General features: G+C 67.0%; 16 protein-coding genes. 9 read left to right on the top strand and 7 right to left on the bottom strand.

Annotation, left to right across the window (positions count from 1 at the left end; genetic code table 11):
• The first annotated feature begins 2 nt into the window (after nucleotides 1-2).
• Nucleotides 3-3,149, top strand: a complete 3,147-nt coding sequence (locus RO07_RS19165) for a multidrug efflux RND transporter permease subunit (protein ID WP_039404908.1) — start codon at nucleotides 3-5, stop codon at nucleotides 3,147-3,149.
• Entirely contained in the window at nucleotides 3,146-4,606 is a 1,461-nt protein-coding gene (locus RO07_RS19160; protein WP_084072710.1) for an efflux transporter outer membrane subunit, read from the top strand. Before RO07_RS19165 ends, RO07_RS19160 begins: the two co-directional genes overlap by 4 nt.
• Before the next feature lie 96 nt (nucleotides 4,607-4,702).
• On the opposite strand, the gene RO07_RS19155 is transcribed toward RO07_RS19160, so the two are convergent.
• Entirely contained in the window at nucleotides 4,703-5,299 is a 597-nt protein-coding gene (locus tag RO07_RS19155; RefSeq protein ID WP_039404907.1) for a nitroreductase family protein, read from the bottom strand.
• Between the two features lie 128 nt (nucleotides 5,300-5,427).
• On the bottom strand, nucleotides 5,428-6,612 hold the full coding sequence (locus tag RO07_RS19150; RefSeq protein WP_039404906.1) for an MFS transporter: 1,185 nt from the start codon (nucleotides 6,610-6,612) through the stop codon (nucleotides 5,428-5,430).
• Between the two features lie 139 nt (nucleotides 6,613-6,751).
• On the opposite strand from RO07_RS19150, the gene RO07_RS19145 reads away from it, so the two are divergent.
• The 3 genes from RO07_RS19145 (at nucleotide 6,752) to RO07_RS19135 (ending at nucleotide 9,123) form a co-directional block, all read left to right on the top strand.
• A complete protein-coding gene (locus tag RO07_RS19145; protein WP_039404905.1) occupies nucleotides 6,752-7,636 on the top strand; it encodes a LysR family transcriptional regulator in 885 nt (294 codons plus the stop codon).
• A 182-nt stretch (nucleotides 7,637-7,818) separates the two neighbouring features.
• Nucleotides 7,819-8,586, top strand: a complete 768-nt coding sequence (locus tag RO07_RS19140; protein WP_039404904.1) for an autoinducer binding domain-containing protein — start codon at nucleotides 7,819-7,821, stop codon at nucleotides 8,584-8,586.
• A gap of 270 nt (nucleotides 8,587-8,856) precedes the next feature.
• Complete coding sequence (locus tag RO07_RS19135) at nucleotides 8,857-9,123, top strand: DUF4148 domain-containing protein (protein ID WP_039404902.1); 267 nt, start codon at nucleotides 8,857-8,859, stop codon at nucleotides 9,121-9,123.
• Nucleotides 9,124-9,342: 219 nt separating this feature from the next.
• Here RO07_RS19135 and RO07_RS19130 read toward each other — a convergent pair whose 3' ends face one another.
• From RO07_RS19130 to RO07_RS19110, 5 genes are read right to left on the bottom strand one after another with little or no spacing between them, the layout of a single operon-like run.
• Nucleotides 9,343-10,866, bottom strand: a complete 1,524-nt coding sequence (locus RO07_RS19130; RefSeq protein ID WP_237171296.1) for an efflux transporter outer membrane subunit — start codon at nucleotides 10,864-10,866, stop codon at nucleotides 9,343-9,345.
• Nucleotides 10,863-11,816, bottom strand: a complete 954-nt coding sequence (locus tag RO07_RS19125) for an efflux RND transporter periplasmic adaptor subunit (RefSeq protein WP_039404900.1) — start codon at nucleotides 11,814-11,816, stop codon at nucleotides 10,863-10,865. The genes RO07_RS19130 and RO07_RS19125 overlap by 4 nt, the downstream gene beginning before the upstream one ends.
• Nucleotides 11,813-12,022 (bottom strand): DUF1656 domain-containing protein, encoded by a 210-nt coding sequence (locus tag RO07_RS19120; protein ID WP_039404898.1) that lies wholly within the window; start codon nucleotides 12,020-12,022, stop codon nucleotides 11,813-11,815. Before RO07_RS19120 ends, RO07_RS19125 begins: the two co-directional genes overlap by 4 nt.
• Nucleotides 12,019-14,019, bottom strand: coding sequence for an FUSC family protein (locus RO07_RS19115; RefSeq protein WP_039404896.1), 2,001 nt, complete (start codon nucleotides 14,017-14,019; stop codon nucleotides 12,019-12,021). Before RO07_RS19115 ends, RO07_RS19120 begins: the two co-directional genes overlap by 4 nt.
• 4 nt (nucleotides 14,020-14,023) lie before the next feature.
• Nucleotides 14,024-14,497, bottom strand: coding sequence for a MarR family winged helix-turn-helix transcriptional regulator (locus RO07_RS19110; protein WP_039404894.1), 474 nt, complete (start codon nucleotides 14,495-14,497; stop codon nucleotides 14,024-14,026).
• A gap of 192 nt (nucleotides 14,498-14,689) precedes the next feature.
• Here RO07_RS19110 and RO07_RS19105 point away from each other — a divergent pair, with 192 nt between their 5' ends.
• The 4 genes from RO07_RS19105 to RO07_RS19090 all read left to right on the top strand — a co-directional run bounded on the left by RO07_RS19105 (nucleotide 14,690) and on the right by RO07_RS19090 (nucleotide 21,874).
• Nucleotides 14,690-15,859, top strand: coding sequence for an acyl-CoA dehydrogenase family protein (locus RO07_RS19105; RefSeq protein WP_039404892.1), 1,170 nt, complete (start codon nucleotides 14,690-14,692; stop codon nucleotides 15,857-15,859).
• Between the two features lie 416 nt (nucleotides 15,860-16,275).
• Entirely contained in the window at nucleotides 16,276-18,726 is a 2,451-nt protein-coding gene (gene nirB / locus RO07_RS19100) for a nitrite reductase large subunit NirB (RefSeq protein WP_039404890.1), read from the top strand.
• A gap of 11 nt (nucleotides 18,727-18,737) precedes the next feature.
• Nucleotides 18,738-19,103, top strand: a complete 366-nt coding sequence (gene nirD, locus RO07_RS19095) for a nitrite reductase small subunit NirD (protein WP_039404888.1) — start codon at nucleotides 18,738-18,740, stop codon at nucleotides 19,101-19,103.
• 53 nt (nucleotides 19,104-19,156) lie between these two features.
• Nucleotides 19,157-21,874, top strand: a complete 2,718-nt coding sequence (locus tag RO07_RS19090) for a nitrate reductase (protein ID WP_084072709.1) — start codon at nucleotides 19,157-19,159, stop codon at nucleotides 21,872-21,874.
• The last annotated feature ends 64 nt before the right edge of the window (nucleotides 21,875-21,938 follow it).

Below are 21,938 nucleotides of genomic sequence, written 5' to 3'. Positions count from 1 at the left end.
CAATGGCTCGTTTCTTTATCGATCGCCCGGTCTTTGCCTGGGTGATCTCCCTGCTGATCACCCTGATCGGCGTACTCGCGATCCGGGCGCTGCCCGTGGCGCAGTACCCGGACATCGCCCCGCCGATGGTCAGCGTCTGGAGCACCTATCCGGGCGCTTCGGCCAAGGTCGTCGAGGACTCGGTGACCGCCATCATCGAGCGCCAGATGAACGGCGCGCCGGGCCTCATGTACACGTCGGCGACGAGCGGCAACGGCGAGTCGTCGGTCAACCTGACCTTCCGTCAGGGCACCAGCCTCGATCTGGCCGCGGTGGAAGTGCAGAACCGTCTGAAGACCGTCGAATCGCGTCTGCCGGAGGTTGTGCGCCGCTACGGCGTGAAGGTCGAGCGGGCGGCCGACAACGTCCAGATGGTCGTTACGCTCTCTTCGCGCAATCCGGCCATCGGTGAATTCGACCTCGGCGAACTCGCGGCCGCGCAGGTGATGAACCAGCTCAAGCGCGTGCCTGGCGTCGGCCAGGTGCAGTTCTGGGGCACGGAGAAGGCCATTCGCATCTGGCCGGATCCCGCCAAACTGGTCGCGGTCGATCTCACGGCGTCGGATATCGTCTCGAAGGTGCGCGCCTATAACGCGCGGGTGACAGTTGGCGATCTGGGCGCGGGAGGCACGCCAAAGTCCGCGCCGATCAACGCCAACGTGGTCTCCGACAGCGCGCTGTCGACGCCGGCGGAGTTCGCCAATATTCCATTGCGCGTACGCGCCGACGGCTCGGCCATCCGGCTGGGCGACGTGGCGCGCGTGGAGCTCGGCGCGTCCGACTACAACTTCTCGTCGCGGGTCGACGGGCTGCCGGCCACCGCCATGGGCATCAAGCTCGCGGCCGGCTCGAACGCCGTGGAAGTGATGAAGGCCGTGCGCAAGGTGATGGACGAGCAGGCCGCGCAGTTCCCGGCCGGCGTCGAATACCAGTTGCCCTACGAGACGGCGTCGTTCGTGAAGGTGTCGATCGAGAAGGTCGTCAAGACGCTGCTCGAAGCCGTGGTGCTCGTGTTCCTGGTGATGTATCTGTTCATGCAGAACCTGCGCGCCACGCTCATCCCCACGCTCGTGGTGCCGGTCGCGTTGCTCGGCACGTTCGGCGTGCTGCTGGGGCTGGGCTATTCGATCAACACGCTGACGATGTTCGGCATGGTGCTCGCCATCGGCATTCTGGTGGACGACGCCATCGTGGTCGTCGAGAACACCGAGCGGATCATGGTCGAGGAGGGACTGTCGCCCTACGCGGCCACGGTCAAGGCAATGCGGCAGATCAGCGGCGCCATCGTGGGCATCACGGTGGTGCTGGTCACGGTGTTCGTGCCGATGGCGTTCTTCTCGGGCGCGGTGGGCAACATCTACCGGCAGTTCGCGGTCACGCTGGCCGTGTCGATCGGCTTCTCGGCGTTCCTCGCGCTCTCGCTCACGCCGGCGCTGTGCGCCACGCTGCTGCGACCGATCGCTGACGACCATCACGACAAGCGGGGCTTCTTCGGCTGGTTCAACCGCACGTTCGCGCTCGGCACGCAGCGTTACACGCGCACCGTCGGCAAGACGTTGCGTCGTCCGTGGCGGGCGCTGGTGGTCTATGGCCTGGTGCTCATCGCGGTGCCGCTCGCGTTCATGCGCCTGCCCTCGGCATTCATTCCCGAGGAGGACACCGGCAGCTTCATGGTGATGGCTTCGGAGCCGCAGGGTGCCACGTTGCCGGAGGCCATGACGGCGCTCAAGCGCATCGAGCAGTACCTGATGAAGAACGAGCCGGTCAAGCACGTGTTCGTGCTGGGGGGATGGAACGAGTTCGGCGCGGGGCCGGGCGGCGGCATGTTGTTCGTCACGCTCGACGACTGGCACAAGCGCACCTCGAAGCACGACGGCGTGAATGCCATCGTCGATCGCGTGAACGAGAAGTTCGGCGGCCAGCCCGATCGCATGTTGATCGCGATGAACAGCCCGGCGCTGCCGGAGCTCGGTTCGTCGAACGGTTTCAATCTGCGCTTGCAGGATCGCGCCGGCGTCGGCAAGGACACGCTGATCGCCGCGCGTGACGAGCTGCTCAAGAAGGCCGCCGAGGATCCGGTATTGAAGAATGTGATCTTCGCCGGCCAGGGCGATGTGCCGCAGATCGACGTGAGTATCGATCGCCGCAAGATGGAGGCGCTCAAGGTGAGCATGGACGACGTGAACACCACGCTCTCCACCATGTTCGGCTCGGACTACGTGGGCGACTTCATGCTCGGCTCGGAGAACCGCCGCGTGCTGGTGCAATCCGACGGACGCTACCGGGTGTCGCCGGAGAACATCGGCAATCTGCGCGTGCGCAACTCGCTCGGCGAGATGGTGCCGCTCTCGGCCTTCGTCTCGCTCAAATGGCAGCTCGGTGCGCCTCAGCTCAAGCGCTACAACGGCTATCCGTCGTTCACGATTCAGGGCGAATCCGCACCGGGCAAGAGCAGCGGCGAAGCGATGGCGCGCATGGAGCAGTTGATGGCCGATCTGCCCAAGGGCATTGGCCACGAGTGGAGCGGGCAGTCGCTGGAGGAGCGCATCTCGGGCGCCCAGGCGCCGGCGCTGTTCGCCCTGTCGGTGCTCGTGGTGTTCCTCGCGCTCGCGGCCCTCTATGAGAGCTGGGCGATTCCGGCGGCGGTGATCATGGTGGTGCCGCTCGGCGTGATCGGCGCGCTTGGCGCGGTGAGTCTGCTGGGTATGCCCAACGACATCTACTTCAAGGTCGGGCTGATCGCGACGATCGGTCTGTCGGCGAAGAACGCGATCCTGATCGTGGAAGTCGCCAATGATCTGGCGAAGCAGGGCATGACGTGGTTCGATGCCGCAGTGGAAGCGGCCCGTCTGCGTCTGCGTCCGATCGTGATGACCTCGCTCGCCTTCGGCTTCGGCGTGGTGCCGCTGGCGATCGCTTCGGGGCCGGCGTCGGGGGCGCAGCGCGCCATCGGCGTAGCCGTGCTGGGCGGGATCGTGACGGCCACCGTGCTCGCGATCTTCCTGGTGCCGTTGTTCTTCGTGTTGGTCGGCCGCTTCGTGCGCCGGCCGAGTCCGGACAATAAGGACGCGTCGGGCGATGCCGCGCCGGCCGTCGAGGGGAAGGTATGACGATGTTTCGACCCCGCTTGCGCGGGATAACGCTGGCCGGCGCGTGCGTCTTCACGCTCGGCGCCTGCACGCTCGCGCCCACGTATGAGCGCCCGGCGGCGCCGATCCCGACGACGTTCGAGGCCGCGCCGCAGGACAGCGGTGTGCGTCTGGCGCTCGCGGAGCCGCTCGCTGGCGATGCCGATTGGGCCGAGGTCTTCACCGATCCCGGTCTGCAGGCGCTCATTCGCCGCGCGCTGGCGCAGAACCGCGATTTGCGCCTGGCGTCACTGCGCGTGCAGGAAGCGCGTGCGCTCTACGGTATCGAGAGAGCCAATCTGCTGCCGAGCATACAGGCGGGCGGTTCGTTTGCACGCCAGCGCTACTCCGGTTCGGCCGGGCAGCCCGACGGGGGCGGCCGCAATCCCGACGGTTACGTCGCCAACGATCTGCGCGCGACGGTCGGCGTGAGCGCGTTCGAACTCGACTTTTTCGGGCGCGTGCGCAGCCTGCGCGACGCGGCGCTGGAGCAGTACCTCGCGAGCGAGGAGGCGCAGCGCGCGGCGCAGGTGAGCCTGGTCGCCGAAGTGGCGACGTCCTACATCGGACTTGTGGCCATCGACGAACAGATCCGGTATGCGCGTGACGTGCTGGCGGCGCGCGAGGACGGTATTCGCGTCATCCGCCTGCGTGCGGAGCGCGGCCTGATCGACGATCTCGATCTCAACACGGAGACCACGCAGGTCGAAGTCGCCCGTGCGGCGCTGGCCGAGCGTGAACGCCAGCGCAGCCAGATTCTGCATGCGCTGCAACTGCTCACGGGCGACGTCAGCGTGAAGCCTGTGGCGGCGGCCAGACTCGACGATGCCTTCGTCGTGCCGGTCGCGGCCGGGCTGCCGTCGTCGTTGTTGATACGGCGTCCCGACATCCGTCGGGCGGAAGCGCAACTGCGCGCGGCGAACGCCAACATCGGTGCGGCACGCGCGGCGTTCTTCCCGTCGATCAAACTGACGACCGACGTGGGCAGCGCGAGTTCGCGCCTGGCGGACCTGTTCAGCGCGGGGACCGGTGTGTGGTCATTCGTGCCGCAGATCACCGTGCCGATCTTCGAGGGCGGACGCAACATTCAGGGGCTCGACCTCGCGAACGTGCGCAAGGAGATGGCCGTCGTGACGTACGAGCAGACCATCCAGACGGCTTTCGCGGAAGTGGAGGACGCACTGGTCGCGCAACAGCAACTCGCCCGACAGTTTCAGGCGCAAAAGCGCGTGTCGGACGGCGAGCGGGAGCGGTTGCGTCTGGCCAAGCGCCGCTATGAGAACGGCGTGGCGAGCTATCTCGAACTGCTCGACGCGCAGCGCAGCGAGTTTCACGCCGCGCAGCAGTTGATCGACGTGAAGCAGCGTGTGCTCGTGAACCACGTGACGCTCTACCGTGCGCTGGGCGGCGGTTGGCAGCCGGAGACGGACGCGTCCTGACGCGTCCCGACGCGCAACACACCCTGAACCCTCGAAACACAAAACCCCGCCGGGCTTTCCACCCGGCGGGGTTTTGCTTTGTCGAGACGGCGGAGGTCAGAACGCGAAGCGGCCTTCGGCGGCAATCGTCGAGAGCGGATCGCGCAGGCTCGGCACTTCGCGCGAGCGCAGGCCTTCCGGCAGCGTTGCGGGGTCGCCCGGACGCCCGATGGCGATCGCCGCTTCGATCGTGTACTTCGGTGGCAGATCGAGTTCATTGCGAATCTTGTCGTGCTCGATGCCGGCCATGCCGTGCGTGGCCCAGCCCGAGAGCGAGGCCTGCAGGGCCAGATAGCCCCAGGCCGCGCCCGTGTCGAAGGCATGTGTCGGCGAGGGCGCGTCCTGATCGCTGCCCGGCGGCTTGAGCGTCGATTTCGAGATCACGATGACGATGGCCGCCGCGTGCTTCGCCCAGCTTTGATTGAATTCGTTGAGGAAACCAACGAACTGCTCCCAGTGCGGCGTGCCGCGGCGTGCATACACGAAGCGCCAGGGCTGGGCGTTGTAGGCCGACGGCGCCCAGCGCGCCGCTTCGAAGAACGACAGCAGCGTGGCTTCGGGCAGCGTCTCGTTGGTGAACGCGCGCGGTGACCAGCGGGCGGTGAATTGCGGGTCGATCGGATGGTCGGCTTGGCGAATGGTCGTGTCGGTCATGCGAATGTCTCGTGCGATGAGAGGGGCCGTGGAATGCTGAATGGGGCGACAGGATACCCTGCAGGCTCACCAGGCCCAACCAATATTGCGGCACGTGCATATATCGCGGCGCTACCCCGATGCGAAGGTCAAGGCGTGGATCGAGTTTCCGCGCGCGTTTGTGGCGCAGGCGCTGGCCGCACCAGACGCCGCAGCGTTAGCGACGCGGCCGCAATGAGCACGCTGACGGCGAGCGAGACCCAGAGGATCGCCGTGTCGCCCCAATGCTGGCGCGCCAGCGAATACCCCCAGGGGGCGACGGCCGACACCGCGAAGGCCGGCGTGAGCAGCGTGCCGAGTGCACGCGCATAGGCGCCGTGCGGGAAAAGCTCCAGCGGCAGACTGGCGCGCAGCAGCGTCGCCAGGCCATTGAGCGCGCCGTAAGCGAAGATGAAGACGCCCGCCGCCGGCACCGACGACATGCCCGCGATGCCGAGGGCAAAACACAGCGGCAGGCCGCAGCCGACCACGACATTGAGCCGGATCGCGCTTGCCTGACGCGGCTGGAGCCATTCGAGCGTGCGCGCACACACCTGCCCCAGTCCCCACAGCGCGGCGAGCGTGACGGGCAACCCGCGCGCGCCGAGCAGCGCCGTCAGATGGGCGGCGAGCCCCGACGACAGGATCGACACGAGCGCCATGGTCGCGCCATAGAGCCATGCGGGCGTGCGCGGCAATGGCGCCCTGGGTTCGAGGCGCGCGTCGGCTTGCCTCGTCTTCGGCGGCGTGGGCGGCAGCGTGCGCAGCAGCGCCCATGCCAGCAGGCTGAACGCGCCGTAGACCAGCACGCCCACCCGCCATCCCCACGTGTCGCCAAGCCAGTTGCCGAGCGGCCAGAAGACGGTGGTCGCGAGGCCGCCCATGAGCGTGATCTGGGTCATCGGGCGGCGCGCCGCCGCGCCGTAGAGTGAGGCGAGGGTGGCGAAGGCGGCGTCGTAGAGCGAGAGCCGCATGCCGACGCCGAGCAAGACCCACGCCGCATGGAACTGCGCGAGTGTCGTGCTCGTCGCGAGTACCGCGCAGCCGGCCGAACAGACGAGCGTGCCGGTGCACATGACGCGCCGCCCACCCATGCGATCGAGCCATCGGCCGGAGAGCGGGGAGACGGCGGCCATCACGAGCATGGCCAGCGACGGACCGGCGAATACCCACGATTGCGGCCAGCCCGTGGCGCTGGCGATGCGCCAGGCGAATGCCCCGGGAAGGTAGAAGCTCACGCCCCAGTTGATCAGTTGTGCGAGGCCGAGCGTAAGACTGGTGGGGACGGTGGGCATGTGGGGTGACGGTCGTCGCTGACGGCGGCCGGTCGGCTGACGACCGAGGGCAATGGTGGAACGCAGCCTGCATGGTGCGCCGCCCCCATCTCTTGGTAAAGTCTTGGCATCTTATCCGGACCATAAGGAAAACTTGGAGATGAGGCGCCTGAATCTGGATCAGCTTCATACCTTCACGGAGGTCGTCGATGCGGGGAGTTTCTCGGCGGCGGCCGCCCGGCTGGATCTGTCGCAGCCGGCGGTGAGCCTGCAGGTCCGGCAACTGGAGCAGCGCCTGAACGTTCGGCTGATCGAGCGCGTGGGCAAGCGGCTGAAACCCACGCCAGCGGGTTCCGCGTTGCTCGAACATGCGGTGCGCATCGATGCCGCCGTCGAAGACGCCATGCAGGCGCTGTCCACGCACGCGCAAGGCGTCGCAGGCGAGATCGCCATCGGCACCGGCGCCACGGCGTGCATCCATCTGCTGCCGCCGATGCTGCGCGCCATGCGCCGTCGCTATCCGGCACTCGACATTCGCGTGAGTACCGGCAACACTGACGACGTGGTGGCGGCGGTCACCGAAAACCGACTCGATGTCGGGCTTGTCACGTTGCCTGCCGCCGGGCGCAGCCTGCACATCACGCCTGTGCTGCGCGACGAATTCGTCGCCATCGCGCCCTCGAACGAAACGGATTGGGCCGAGGAGGTCACACCGGACATGTTGGCCGTCGCGCCCATGGTTGCGTTCGAATCCGGCAGCAGTACACGGCTTTTGATCGACGAATGGTTTCTGCAGGCGGGATTGCGCCTGCGTCCGGTCATGGCGCTGGGCAGTATCGAAGCGATCAAGGAAATGGTCGCGGCGGGACTCGGCTACAGCATCGTGCCGCGCATGTCGGTCAATGCCGCGCATTACCGGCGAGGGCTGCGTATCGCGACGCTGGCGCCGGCCCTGTCGCGTACCCTGGCGATCGTCGTTCGGCAGGACAAGCCATTGACGCCGGGGCTGCGCAAGGTGATGACGGGACTGGAGGAATTGGGGTGAGGCATGGGGGCGCGATATGGGGTCGAGATGCGATAATTAACGATGTGAATGATTGGTACTCCATGTCAAGGGCGAGTGTTGTTTCATTGAGCAACATTGCTGTCCGCAACAGGTAATGCCAGGGCTACAATGCGCGGATGGCGGCAATCCACGGGCAGTCACTAAAATAAGTACAACTCGCAATGCATCACAATCTTTATCGATACGAGGGGCTGCTCAACGCCCGCTCCGTCGAAGCGCTGGACGTCGAGTTTCGGAAGCTGCCGCGCACGCTCGGATACGACGCGTTGTTCTATGCCCCCTTGTTGCCGAGACGCGAACGCGAAGCCGCCGCCTTCCAGGTCGACGATCAGCGTATTACGGCAGAGGGAATGCCGAGTCGCCACATCTTCACGACCTTCCCGGCGTCATGGGTCGAGCGCTATCAAAGCGCGGGATATGCGGACAACGATCCGGTGCTGGTCGCGGCCAATCTGTCGCCGCTTCCCATTCGCTGGCGCACGTTTCTCTCGCAGAAGCGACCGCATCCGATTTTCGCCGATGCGCGCGCCCACGGACTGGCCTGCGGCGTGTCGATCCCGATCTACGGGGCGGCGGGCGAGCGCGCCATCTTCAGCGCGGCGACCGCGCAGTCGCCGGAGGCGTCGGCCGAGCATGAAACACGCATGCTCGGCGAAATCTATCTGAGCGCCGTGTATTTCCATCAGGCGATCCAGCAACTCGACATGCAATGGGTCGCGAGTCGCAGCACAGGCAAGCTCAGTCCCCGCGAGGTGGAAAGTCTGCTCTGGGCGGCGCGCGGCAAGACGGCGTGGGAGATCGGTCTGATCCTGAAGATTTCGGAGCACACCGTGACGTTTCACATCAACAACGCCAAGCGCAAGCTCGGCGCCGTCAATCGTCATCAGGCCATTGCTGCCGCCATCAGTACCGGGATGATCGCCCCCTGATTCCGCAGGCAAATCGATGAGCATCGGGCGCGCCTTTCACGGGCGCGCCCGACGCGCCGTTTTCACGCCATCCCCGCGCAATTTATCCCGCATTCAGACACCGAGTCGGCACGTTTTGCCGCCGATTTCACGACTTTTCCGAAACAGTGTGTTGTGGCATTCGGTCTGGTTCAAAAGTAAGGGAAAACTATAATTTATTCAGGGCGGAAACTTGTCGATTGGCGGTTTCGACGTCCTTTGGCAACACATAAACGACAAAAGGGGTTTTCCATGAAAAAGAACCTGTTGATCGCCGTCGCGCTTGTTGGCTTGACGATGGCTGCCGGCTCGGCATTTGCGGCGGATTCGCAAACGAGCGGCGTGAGCCGTGAGCACGTACGTGCCGAGCTGCAAGCGGCACGCGAGCTCGGCCTCTCGCCGGTGACGGAATTCAATTTCCCGTACACCTTCGAACAGTCGGTTCAATTGCAGAAGCGCACGGCGGAAATCGAAGCCATGCAGCGCGGTGCGGCACCGCAGGCGCCGAGCGTCAACTAAGTGAAAACGCGATAGCCGCAGGGTTATCGATGCAGTACCCGGATTCGCCGACGGCCCGCCCGATCTGTTGACAGATCCCGCCCGCGCCGCGCGATTCCACCCCGCCGACGCCGTACCGCGTCACTTGCCACAGCCCCGCCCGAGGATTCGCTCCCGACGGGGCTTGTGTGTTTCCGGAGGGCGACGTCGTGACGACGCCGCAGACCTCGTCTCCAAATTTCAGTGCGTAGTCGTGGCCGCGGCTTCGCCGGCCACGGGCGCGAGACGCCGTGCGGCGTCCGATCGCGCGAGCGCGGACGGCGCTTTGCCGCCCGCCGCGCTCGATTGCCAGCCGCCGCCCAACGCGAGGAACAGGTTGATCTGGTCCATCGCGACCTGCGTTTCGGCGCTCGCCAGGGCCGCTTCGGCGCTCGCGTGCGTGCGTTCGGCGTCGAGGCTCGTCAGGTACGGCGCACGGCCCGCCTGATACAGCTTGTGATTCTGTTCGGCCGCCGCACGCGACTTGTCGCGCGCATCGCGCAGGGCGGCGTCGCGTTCGAGTTCGCGGGTGTACGCCGAGAGGGACGTCTGTGTTTCCTGAAGCGCCTTGAGAACCACGCCGTCGAAGTGCGCGAGCGCGGCGTCGGCGCCGGCTTCCATGCCCTCGATGTGAGCACGCACGCCGTTGGTCGGCAGCGACCACGTGATCATCGGTCCCACGGTCCATTGTTCCGTGCGGGCCTGTCCGAAATGTTCCAGCACGCCGCTCGCGCCGATCGAGGCGCCGATGCGGATCGACGGGTACAGGTCCGCCGTCGCCACGCCGATCTTCGCCGTGGCCGACGCAAGTTCGCGCTCGGCCTGACGGACGTCGGGGCGGCGCCGGAGCAATGCGGCGCCGTCGCCGACAGGCAGCGCCTGGCTCAACCGTGGAATGCGACGGCACTGCGTGGCGCTCGCCTCGAGCGTGCCGGGCACCTTGCCGAGCATGACCGCCAGGCGGTAGGTCGCGGCTTCGTGCTGCGCCTGGAAATGCGGTAAGGCGGCGCGCAGCGTATCGGCTTGCGCCTGGGCGCGCAGCAGGTCGGTGGGCTGATCGCGCCCGACATCGACGAGCTTGCGCGTGATCGCCACACTCCGTTCCTGAAGTTTGAGCTGTTCGTTGGCGATGTCGTATTCGTGATTGGCCGCGCAACTTTGCACGTAGGCGCGCACGGTCTCGGCGGCCACGCTCACCCGTGCGACGTCGAGTGCGGCCTGGCTCGCTTCGGCGGCGGCCAGCGCGGCTTCGTCCGCGCGCGCGAGCTTGCCGAAGAAGTCGATCTGGTACGAGACCGACAATGCGGCGGCGGCCAGGTTGACCACCGGCAGCTTTTCTTCCTTCAGGAAACTCTCGCCCGAGAGCTGCGCGCGCGCCGTATTGGCTTCCACGCCGCCCTGCGGCAGATTCTCCGACTCGACTTCGTGGTACATCGCGACGGCGCGCCGCAGGTTGGCCAGCGCCACGCGCACGGTCGTGTTGGCGGCGAGCGCCTGCTTCACGAGGGCGTCGAGCTGCGGGTCGTCATAGAGTTGCCACCAGTCGTCGGGCACGGCGGCGAGCGATACGGCGCGCTGCGAACCGTTTGTGAGAGGGCCGTTCGCGTCGGGCGAACGCATCGCCGATTGCTCGGGCAGATGGTAGTCGGGACCGACTGTCGTGCAGCCGGCCACCAGCGCGGCGGCAGCCGCCACGGCGCTCACGAGAAATGACCGGGCTTTCACTGCTGCGCTCCGGACTGGGCGCCGGCCTGATGCGCGGCAAGCCTGGCAGGTGCGGTCTCGCCGGCCTCCGCGGACTTCTCTGGATGGCCTTCCACGACGCTCACCGTCGCGGTGCGCCCGGCGACCAGCCGCATGTCCCTGGGCACGTCGTCGAGCGCGATTCGCACCGGAATGCGTTGCGCGAGACGGACCCAGTTGAAAGTGGGGTTGACGTTGGGGAGCATCGACGCGCCGCTCGTGCGGTCGCGGTCCTCGATGCCGGCGACGATGCTCTGCACGTGCCCATGCAGCACATTGCGCTCGCCCATCAGTCGGACCTCGACCTTGTCGCCGATGTGGATGCCGCGCATCTTCGTCTCTTCGAAGTAGCCTTCCACGTGCAGCGAATTCGCATCGACCATCGAGAGCACGGGGCGGCCCGTGCTGACGTAGTCGCCCACGCGCGGCACGCGGTCGTTCAGATAACCGTCGGCCGGCGCGAGCACGCGCGTGCGTTCCAGATTGAGCTTCGCCAGCCGCACGGCCGCGTCGGCTTGCGCCACGGCCGCTTCGCCGGATTCGACCTTCGCCTGACCGGCTTCCACGACTTCCCTGGCGACGACTTCCGTCAATTGATGGTTGCGCGCGTTCTCGCGGCGGGCCTGGGCGAGTGTGGCGCGAAGCGCGGCCGCATTGGCCTCGGCCTGCTGCAGTGCAAGCGCGTAGCGGTCGCGATCGATCACGAACAGCAGATCGCCGCGATGCACGGGCTGGTTGTCCTTGACTTCGACGTCGGTAATGAGACCGGAGACGTCGGGCGCAACCTGCACGATATCGGCGCGGATGCGACCGTCGCGGGTCCACGGCGCAACGGTGTAGTAGTCCCACAGATGCAGGAGCACGAAGACCGCGACGCAGGATACCGCGAGCGTCAGGACGACGGGACCGAGGGAGCGAAGTTTCAGTTTCATGGTTGGCAGGCCCGCGCGATGGCGACGATACCGCCCAGCGCGATGATGTACACAGCGAGGTTGAATAGCGAACGGTGCCAGACGAGCTTGTAGAAGCCCAGACGTGCGAGCACGAAGCGCAGCGCACCGGTCGCCACGAAGGCGACGACCATCAGCGCCAGCAGCATCGGCACGAACACGCCGTAGATATCGATCTCTCCGCTCATTGAGCACTCCGGGGTCGCGTGGCCGGGAACAGCGCGACGTGGATGTCCATGAGCGATGCGCGTGCACTGCGCGACGCCTGATCGCTATGGGCCACCAGCGAGCGCACCGCGCCCAGCAGTCTGTCTTGCAGCGCGGCGTCGGGTCGGCTCGCCGCCTCGTCGAGCCGCGCCTGATAGAAGCGCGCCACGTCGTTGAGCGCGGCCTCGACGGCGCTGCGCTGCGACGGATTCAGATGCGGCAGCTCGCGCTGCAGGGCGAGCGCCGAGAGTTCGACGCGCACTTCGGTGAAGCCATCGCTCGAGGTCTCGCTCTCGCTCGCCGCCAGACGCGGCACGAGTTGGCCGAGCCGGTCGAGCAAACGTGCACGCAGGCGTCCGTGCTCCGCGACCGAACGGCCGAGCGCGTTCCTCGCGATGTCGCGCCAGCTCGCGTGAATCAGGCGACGCATTGCCACGCGCGTGCCGAAGGGGCGCGTCTGCAAGGTCCACAGCAGGGCGAACAGCACGCCGGCCAGCCCGGCGATGTTGCTGTTGAAGAACGCGCTGAAGTCGGCGCTGTAGCCTCCCTGAATGCCGACGAAGCTCGCCGTGTTGACGGCCACGAGCATCGCCACCATCGTGAAGCGCGGCTGCGGAATGAGCGTGCCGAGCAACAGGTAGGGCACGGCGAAGAGAGAGACGAGCAGGCCGAAATCGTGGGCGTTCGTCAGGATGAAGAACACGTACACGGCGGCGAACACGACGCATACGGCCGTCGCCCAGAAGAACGAGCGGATGAAGGGCGCCGGTTCGTCCATCGCCGCGAAGAAGCAGCAGGCCACCGCGCCGAGCGACACGCCGGCCGCTCCGTCATTCCAGCCGGTGTAGATCCACGCCATGCCCATCAGGAACGTGCACAGCGCGGCCGAAACCGTTGAGAACAGCAACAGGCCGTGGTCGTAGTGACGTGCGCCGCCGAGTTCCCAGTACGGGAAGGCCGGTGACCATTCGGGGGCGCCGTCGGGCTGGCCGAAGCGGCGTTGCAGCGTCGCGCAGTCTTGCCAGAGCTGCACGAGCGAGCGCAGGCGATCCTCGGTGGCCGCGACCAGCGCGCCATACCAGTCGGATGCCTCGCCGGCCGCTTGCGGCGGGCTGAGCAGATGTGCCGGCGCGGGCGAGGGAGCGCCGCGCCGCAGCCATGCGACCACGTCGGCCATTTTCGCTGCGAGCGCGTCGGGCACGCCCTGCGGCTGCCGGCGCAGCGTCTGCACGAGCGACGCCACCGTCGAGAGCACCGGCATCATCATCGTCATGCGTCCGCGCAGTTCCTGCGCATCGCTCACGCGCGCCGACGTATCGGCGTCGTAGGAGAGCTGGCTGATCAACTGGTCGAGCGCCAGGATGTCGGCCGCCATGCGGTGGCGGCTCAGGTGGCGCGTCGCCTTGCCATCGGGGTCCGCCGAGAGCATGTCTGCAGTCCAGCGCGCGGCGTCGGTGAGCCAGCGCGCCGAGCGGTCGTGCAGCACCTTCGCCACACTCGTGGGCAGGACGACCGCGCCGACCACGCTCGCGCAGACGATGCCGAGAATGATCTCCTCCGAGCGCGCAATGGCGATGTCGAAGATGACGTCCGGCGTATTGACCGCGGGCAGGGCGATGAGCGGTAGCGTGTACGACGCGAGCAGGAACACGTAGCTGCGCGGCGAACGATGCAGCAGCGAGATGTAGAGCAGTGTGCCCGTCCACAGGCCCACGGCGGCCATCAACAGTTCGGGTGTATTGACGAGTGCCGGCACGAAGGCGATGGACGCGGCGGCGCCGAGCAGCGTGCCGAGCACGCGGTACAGCGCCTTGGAGCGGGTCGCGCCGGTGAGGGGGTGCGACACGATGTACACGGTGGCCATGGCCCAGTACGGGCGCGGCAGGCCGAGCGCGAGCGCGATGTACAGCGCCAGCATCGAGGCAACGAACGCCTTGATCGAGAAAATCCAGTCGCGGGAGGAAGGCCAGGTGAACACGGTTTTACTTCTTGGGAGGCTCCATCGCGAGGATGGTCGCATCCGGACCGGCCGCGCTGGAGAGGGCTTCGAATACGCGCAGCACCGCTTCGAAGTCCTCACGCGAGATGCTCGCGAAGACCTTCGCGCGCAACTGGCTGAGTTCGCTTTCGAGCTTTTCGGCGAGCGCCTCGCCGGCCTCCGTGAGCCGAAGGGCGTTGGCGCGCCGGTCGCTGGCGTCCACCTCGCGCCGCACGAGCCCGGCGGCGCACAACTGGTCGAGCAGCCGCACCAGCGAAGCGCCTTCGAGGCCGACGTATTCGGCGAGCTCGACCTGCCGCACCCCTTGGCCGAGCCGGCGGATGAACAGCAACGGGCCCGCGCTCGCCGCGGAAATGCCGTATTCGACGATGGCGCCCTGCGACAACTGGCGCCACTGTTTGCCTGCCAGCAGCAGGTGGCTCGTAAAGGCGAAGCGGAGCGATTCCAGGGAGGTCATGGAGAAAGATTATATGTTAACTAATAATTAGGATGCTAGTTAATAGGTTGTTGCGTGGGACGGCGGAATGCCAGGAGAGCCGCGGTCTGCACACTCGCAGGTAAGATGCGGAAATTCGGAAATTCAAATTTGGCGAGGGCCGTGGCGCGGGAGGCCGACGCCGCACCCCGCAACGGGGCTCGAGGAAGAGAGATGACATCGAAGGGACTGGATAGCGAATCGTTCGACCTGCTGCTCGCGACGGTGCAGCGCTTCATCCGCGAGCGGCTGGTGCCGGCGGAGAACGACGTCGAGGAGCACGACGACGTGCCCCCGGTCATCGTCGACGAGATGAAGAAAATGGGGCTGTTCGGCCTGTCGATCCCGGAGGAATACGGCGGCATCGGCCTGTCGATGGCGCAGGAGGTGCGCGTGGCCTACGAGTTCGGACAGACGTCGTTGGCGTTTCGCTCGGTATTCGGCACGAACGTCGGCATCGGGTCGCAGGGCATTCTGATCGACGGCACCGACGCGCAGAAGCGCGACCTGCTGCCGCGCGTGGCCAGCGGCGAGCTGATCATGTCGTTCGCGCTCACCGAGCCGGATGCCGGCTCGGATCCGGCGGCGCTCAAGACGCGCGCCGTGCTCGACGGCGATACCTATGTGATCGATGGCGTGAAGCGTTTCATCACCAACGCCCCACGCGCGGGCGCGTTCACGCTGATGGCGCGCACCGGTGGCGAAGGCGCGGGCGGCATCTCGGCCTTCGTCGTCCCGGCCGACACGCCTGGACTGTCGCTCGGCAAGCCGGACAGGAAGATGGGCCAGCGCGGCACGAAGACCTGCGACGTCATTCTCGACGGTGCGCGCGTGCCGGCCGCGAACATCATCGGCGGCGAAGCGGGCAAGGGCTTCAAGACGGCCATGAAGGTGCTCGACCGTGGGCGCCTGCACGTGGCGGCGCTCGCCTGCGGCATGGCGCAGCGCATTCTCGACGAGTCGGTCGCCTACGCGCGCGAGCGCAAGCAGTTCGGTCAGCGCATCGGCGACTTCCAGCTCGTGCAGGCGATGCTCGCCGACAGTCAGGCCGAACTCTATGCCGGCTGGTCGATGGTGCAGGACTGCGCGCAACGATACGACGCCCGGCCTGCAGGCAAGCGCGATGCCGACGTGAGCACGCGCGCGTCGTGCGCGAAGCTCTTCTGCACCGAGATGGTCGGACGTGTGGCCGACCGCGGCGTGCAGGTCCACGGAGGCGCCGGCTACATCAACGAGTACAAGGTCGAGCGCTTCTACCGCGACGTGCGCCTGCTGCGCCTGTACGAAGGCACCACGCAGATTCAGCAACTCATCATCGGCCGCGCGCTGATGCAGGCCGACTGACCGCCCACATCGGTGAGGTCGTGCCGCCAGCCCGCAGGCGCGATCCCGACGCGCGCGCCTGCGGCGCCTCCTTGTCTCCGACGCATCATCGTGGTGCGTCTGCGGCAACCTGCCCGGCGCCGTGCACTGCTGCGGTGCGGAAAATTCTCGTCAAATTTCGGATTCTCCCTACGGTTAATACACCGCTTCGGCCTTGTCTCATCACGCTTTTCCGGTAGTTCTGTCCGGCCTGGCACGCTTGTTGCGTTAGCGTAAAGGCCAGCGGCAAAGGCGTCGCCGGCAGCGAATTCAGGGGTGACGTCGGGGCGGGAGGCCTGCGACGTTCCCACAGGACAACGGCGTCCCTCCGTGCTTCGGCGCGGACGGACGCCGTTTTGCTTTCGGGCGCAGCAAGCATCGCAACAGGAGAAGACCGCATGCGCAAACCACGTCTGGTCGTCATCGGCAATGGCATGGCCGGCATCCGCACGCTCGAGGAGCTGCTGGAGATCGCGCCGAATCAGTACGACATCACCGTGTTCGGCGCCGAGCCGCATCCGAACTACAACCGCATCCTGCTCTCGCCGGTGCTGGCGGGGGAACAGTCGTTCGCCGACATCGTGCTCAACCCGCTCGACTGGTATGCGAGCCAGGGCATCACGCTGCATCTGGGCAAGGAAGTGACGCAGATCGATCGGCCCCGCCGTGTGGTGCGCTGCGCCGACGGCACCGAGGCACCGTACGACCGGCTGCTGATCGCCACCGGCTCGAGCCCGTTCATCCTGCCCGTGCCGGGCAAGGATCTGGACGGCGTGATCAGCTATCGCGACATTCGCGACACCGAGGTCATGATCGAGACGGCGCGCGTGAAGCGTCACGCGGTGGTGATCGGCGGCGGTCTGCTGGGGCTGGAAGCCGCCAACGGTCTCAAGCTGCGCGGCATGGACGTCACCGTCGTGCATCTGGCCGACACGCTGCTCGAACGCCAGCTCGACGGCACGGCCGGCAAACTCCTGCAGCAATCGCTCGAGGCGCGCGGCCTGACGTTTCGTCTGTCGCACCAGACGTCGGCCATTCTCGACGATGGTCACGGCCGCGTGAGCGGCGTGCGCTTCAGCAACGGCGAGGAAATCGCGGCCGACCTGGTCGTGATGGCCGCGGGGATCCGCCCGAACACCGCGCTCGCCGAAGCGGCGGGCCTCTATTGCTCGCGCGGCATCGTCGTGTCCGACACGTTGCAGACGTACGACCCGCGCATCTATGCCGTGGGCGAGTGTGTGAACCATCGCGGCGTGGCGTACGGTCTGGTCGCGCCGCTCTTCGAGCAGGCCAAGGTCTGCGCCAACCACCTCGCGCTCATGGGCATCGGCAGCTATCGCGGCTCGGTGCTCTCGACCAAGCTCAAGGTAACGGGTATCGACCTGTTCTCGGCCGGCGACTTCCTGGGCGGCGAAGGCACCGAAGAGATCGTGCTCTCCGACCCGGCCAGCGGCGTCTACAAGAAGCTGGTGATTCGAGACGACAAACTCGTCGGCGCGTGCCTGTATGGCGATACGGCCGACGGCGCGTGGTACTTCAAGCTGCTGCGCGAAGGGCGCACGTTGGGTGGGTTGCGCGAGCGCATCATGTTCGGCGAGTCGAGCGTGGGCGACGTCGGCACGCAAGGGCAGAACCGCGCGGCTGCGATGGCCGACACCGACGAGGTGTGCGGCTGCAATGGGGTGTGCAAGGGCGCCATCGTCAAGGCGATCACCGGGAAGGGCCTTTTTACGCTCGACGACGTGAAGAAGCACACCAAGGCCGCGAGCTCCTGCGGCTCGTGCGCCGGCCTGTGCGAGCAGATTCTGATGAGTACGCTCGGCTCGACCTACGACGCCACCCCGAAGGAGAAGGCGGTGTGCGGCTGCACCGATCTCTCGCATGCCGACGTGCGGCGCGCCGTTCGCGAGCACCATCTGGTCACGCATCGGGCCGCCTTCGACTTCCTCGAATGGCGCACGCCGAACGGTTGCGCGACGTGCCGCCCGGCGCTGAACTACTACATGCTGAGCACGTGGCCGAAGGAAGCGGTGGACGACCCGCAAAGCCGCTTCGTCAACGAGCGCGTGCACGCCAACATCCAGAAGGACAACACGTTCTCGGTCGTGCCGCAGATGAAGGGCGGCGTGACGAACCCGAGCGAGCTGCGGCGCATCGCCGACGTGGCCGACAAATATCGGATTCCGATGGTCAAGGTCACCGGCGGTCAGCGCATCGACCTGCTGGGCGTGAAGAAGGAGGATCTGGTCAACGTGTGGCGCGATCTGGGCATGTCGTCGGGACACGCCTACGGCAAGTCGATCCGTACGGTGAAGACGTGCGTGGGCAGCGAGTTCTGCCGCTTCGGCACGCAGAACAGCACGCAGATGGGCATCGACCTGGAGACGATGCTCGCCAACATGTGGTCGCCGCACAAGGTCAAGCTCGCCGTGTCGGGGTGTCCGCGCAACTGTGCCGAAGCCGGCATCAAGGACGTCGGCGTGATCGCCGTGGACTCGGGCTGGGAGCTGTATGTCGGCGGCAACGGCGGCATCAAGACCGAAGTGGCGCAGTTTCTCGCGAAGGTAAAGACGGCCGACGAGGTCAAGGAGTACACCGGCGCCTTCCTGCAGCTCTATCGCGAGGAGGCGTACTACCTGGATCGCACGGTGCACTACATCGAGCGCGTGGGACTCGACTACGTGAAGCAGCGAGTGGTGGCCGACGCCGCCAACCGTCGTGCCCTCTACGAAAGGCTGCTCTACTCCCTCGAAGGCCTGCCCGATCCGTGGCAGGCGCGCATCGACGGCGCACAAGCCAATGAATATCGTCCGCTCGCGCCCCTGCACGCGGAGCCCGCTAACGTCTGAAGGAAACTGCCATGACGCCATCCGAACCGATCTGGCTGCACGTGTGCGACATCGACGCGATCCCGCGACTGGGCTCGCGCGTCATGCCGCATGCTGGTGGCGACATCGCGCTGTTCCGCACCGAAGGCGACAAGGTCTTCGCGCTGCGCGACAAGTGCCCGCACAAGGGCGGCGCGCTCTCGCAGGGCATCGTGCACGGCGAGCGGGTGACGTGCCCGCTGCACGCCTGGAACATCGAGCTGGCGACCGGGCAGGCGTGTGCGCCGGACGTCGGTTGCGCGCAGCGCTTCCCCGTGCGGATCGAGGCGGGTGAGGTGTATCTGTCGGTGGACGACGCGGCGCCCGGCGTGGCGGTCGAGTCGGCCGCCGCCGCGTGATGTTGCCGCCGTTGCCAACGTCGCCAACGCCCTTGCTACTGCCGGAGCACCCCATGAACACCATCACGCAAACCACCTGCTGCTACTGCGGCGTCGGTTGCGGCATGCTCGTCGAGAGCGATGGCGAGCGCATCGTCGGCGTGCGTGGCGATCCGGCGCATCCGGCCAATCGAGGGCGTCTGTGCAGCAAGGGCATGACATTGCCGATGACGGCGCGGTCGTTGACCGGCCGCGTGCTCATGCCCGAAATGCGTGCCACGCGCGATGTCGGGCGAGCCCCCGTTGCGTGGGACGACGCACTCGACATGGTGGCGTCGCGCCTTGCCGACGTCATCCGCCGCCATGGGCCCGACGCCGTGGCGTTCTATGTCTCGGGGCAACTGCTCACCGAGGACTATTACGTCTTCAACAAGCTCGCCAAGGGGCTGGTGCGCACCAACAACATCGACACCAATTCCCGGTTGTGCATGTCGAGTGCGGTGAGCGCCTACAAGATGGCGCTCGGCGCGGACGGCCCACCGACGTGCTACGACGATCTCGAAGCCGCGCGCACGGTGCTCTTCGCGGGCAGCAACATGGCGTATGCGCATCCGGTGCTGTTCCGGCGTCTGGAGGCGGCGAAGGTCGCCGATCCGTCGATCCGCTGGATAGTGGTGGACCCGCGCCGCACCGATACGGCCGCGATGGCCGACCTCCATCTGCCCATCGTGCCGGGCACCGACGTGGCGCTCTTTCACGGCATGCTGCACCACTTGATCTGGGAAGGGCGCATCGACCGTCAATACATCGACGCGCATACCGAAGGGTTCGACGCCCTCAAGCGAGTGCTGCGTGCCTATGCGCCGCAACAGGTGGCGGACATCTGCGGCATCGACGAAGCCGCGCTGCGCCAGGCGGCCGACTGGTTCGGCGAAAGCCCGGCGGCGCTCTCGCTCTACTGCATGGGGCTCAATCAATCGAGCCACGGTACGGAGAAGAATCTCGCGCTCATCCATCTGCATCTCGCCACCGGGCAGATCGGTCGCGCCGGCGCCGGCCCGTTCTCGCTCACCGGTCAGCCCAACGCCATGGGCGGGCGCGAAGTCGGTGGGCTGGCGACGATGCTCGCGGCGCATCGCGAGATCGGCAATGCCGCGCATCGGGCGGAGGTCGAGCGGTTCTGGGGGGTAGAGGGGCTGTCGGATCGGCCCGGCCTGCCGGCCGTCGAGATGTTCGACGCGGTGCGCGACGGGCGCATCAAGGCGATCTGGATCGCCTGCACGAACCCAGTGCACTCGATGCCGGACAGCGCACGGGTGCGGGAAGCGCTGGCGTCGGCGGAGTTCGTCGTGGTGCAGGAGGTGTTTCACCAGACCGACACGGTGCCTTATGCCGACGTTCTGCTGCCCGCGACGAGCTGGGGCGAGAAGGCCGGCACCGTCACGAACTCCGAGCGGCGCATCTCGCGTGTGCGCGCGGCGGTGCCCGCTCCCGGGGAGGCCCGCGCCGACTGGTGGATCGCCGGCGAAGTCGCGCGTCGTTTGGCGCCCATGCTGGACGCGGCGCCCGAACCGTTCGCGTTCGCTTGCGCCGAGGCGATTTTCGACGAGCATCGCGCGCTCACCGTCGGCCGCGATCTCGATATCGGCGGGCTCGACTATGCGCTGCTGGAGCAACGCGGGCCGCAGCAGTGGCCGTTTCCGGCCGGGGCGTCGCAGGGGCTCGCCCGCCGTTATGAAGACGGGGTGTTCGCCACCGCAGACGGACGCGCCCGCTTTCACGCGTTCGAATACCGGCCCGTGGCCGAGCCGATCGATGCGCGGCATCCGTTGCGGCTCATCACGGGCCGCTTGCGCGATCAGTGGCACGGCATGAGCCGCACCGGACGCGTCGGTCAACTCTTCGAGCACGCGCCGGAACCGACGCTCACGATGCATCCGGCGGACGCCGCGCGCCGCAGTCTTCGCGCAGGGGACTTCGTGCGGCTCTCCAGTCGTCGCGGGGAACGGGTGCTGACGCTCGCGGTGAGCGACGACGTCGCCTCCGGCACGGTGTTCGTGCCCATGCACTGGAGCGGGCAGTTCCTCGGTGGCGGTGGCGTGAACGACACCACGACAGGCGCTGTCGATCCGTATTCGAAGCAGCCGGAACTCAAGCATGCGGCCGTGCGCGTCGACGCGGTGGTGCTGCCGTGGCGGGTGGCGGCGGTGCGGCGCGGCGACGCGCTGCGCCTTCATGCGGCCGTGCAGCCGTTGCTCGCCGCGCGGCGTTTCGCCTCGGTGCGCCTGGAAGGCGACGATCGCCTCGTGGTGACGGCGGCCGACGATCGGCCCGACGCCGACTGGCTCGAATGTCTGCACGCCGCGCTCGATCTGCCGCGCGACGAATCGCTGCTCGAATATCGCGACGCCTGTCGGGCGATGACCAAGCGCGTGGCATGGCGCGAGACGCTCATCGACGGCGTGCTCGTCGCGGGCAGCGAGGCGGACGTGGCGGGGGCGGCGTCGCTGCTGGCGCGGGTGCGCGAGGCGTCGCCCTGGACGCGGGCGCGGCACGCCGTCTTCGTTGCCGACAGCGGCCCGGCGGCGCCGCGCGACCTGACCGTGTGTCAGTGCATGCAGGTCAAGGCGTCGAGCATCGCGGCGGCCATTGCGACAGGGGCGGACGTCGCCAGACTCAAGGCGACGCTCGGCTGCGGCACGGTGTGCGGTTCCTGCATGCCCGAGCTGCAGCGTATGTGCGCGGCAACGGCCGACGCAGTGACGCCGCGGCTCGCGGCTAGCGAGGCATGATGGCTCGCTGCCGCCCATTGCCGCCCGCGGCGGGTGTCGTCGAACCCGTCGCGCGAAGTGACAT

The sequence above is a fragment of the Pandoraea pulmonicola genome (assembly GCF_000815105.2).
Classification (GTDB): domain Bacteria; phylum Pseudomonadota; class Gammaproteobacteria; order Burkholderiales; family Burkholderiaceae; genus Pandoraea; species Pandoraea pulmonicola.
Note: the sequence above shows the minus strand (reverse complement) of the source record. Positions and strands in the feature narration are given on the sequence as shown.

Bases quoted from the DNA above. Each gene is read 5' to 3' on its own strand.
- RO07_RS19165 (WP_039404908.1), top strand. From the start codon at position 3: ATGGCTCGTTTCTTTATCGATCGCCCGGTCTTTGCCTGGGTGATCTCC.
- RO07_RS19160 (WP_084072710.1), top strand. From the start codon at position 3,146: ATGACGATGTTTCGACCCCGCTTGCGCGGGATAACGCTGGCCGGCGCG.
- RO07_RS19155 (WP_039404907.1), bottom strand. From the start codon at position 5,299: ATGACCGACACGACCATTCGCCAAGCCGACCATCCGATCGACCCGCAA.
- RO07_RS19150 (WP_039404906.1), bottom strand. From the start codon at position 6,612: ATGCCCACCGTCCCCACCAGTCTTACGCTCGGCCTCGCACAACTGATC.
- RO07_RS19145 (WP_039404905.1), top strand. From the start codon at position 6,752: ATGAGGCGCCTGAATCTGGATCAGCTTCATACCTTCACGGAGGTCGTC.
- RO07_RS19140 (WP_039404904.1), top strand. From the start codon at position 7,819: ATGCATCACAATCTTTATCGATACGAGGGGCTGCTCAACGCCCGCTCC.
- RO07_RS19135 (WP_039404902.1), top strand. From the start codon at position 8,857: ATGAAAAAGAACCTGTTGATCGCCGTCGCGCTTGTTGGCTTGACGATG.
- RO07_RS19125 (WP_039404900.1), bottom strand. From the start codon at position 11,816: ATGAAACTGAAACTTCGCTCCCTCGGTCCCGTCGTCCTGACGCTCGCG.
- RO07_RS19120 (WP_039404898.1), bottom strand. From the start codon at position 12,022: ATGAGCGGAGAGATCGATATCTACGGCGTGTTCGTGCCGATGCTGCTG.
- RO07_RS19110 (WP_039404894.1), bottom strand. From the start codon at position 14,497: ATGACCTCCCTGGAATCGCTCCGCTTCGCCTTTACGAGCCACCTGCTG.
- RO07_RS19105 (WP_039404892.1), top strand. From the start codon at position 14,690: ATGACATCGAAGGGACTGGATAGCGAATCGTTCGACCTGCTGCTCGCG.
- nirB (WP_039404890.1), top strand. From the start codon at position 16,276: ATGCGCAAACCACGTCTGGTCGTCATCGGCAATGGCATGGCCGGCATC.
- nirD (WP_039404888.1), top strand. From the start codon at position 18,738: ATGACGCCATCCGAACCGATCTGGCTGCACGTGTGCGACATCGACGCG.
- RO07_RS19090 (WP_084072709.1), top strand. From the start codon at position 19,157: ATGAACACCATCACGCAAACCACCTGCTGCTACTGCGGCGTCGGTTGC.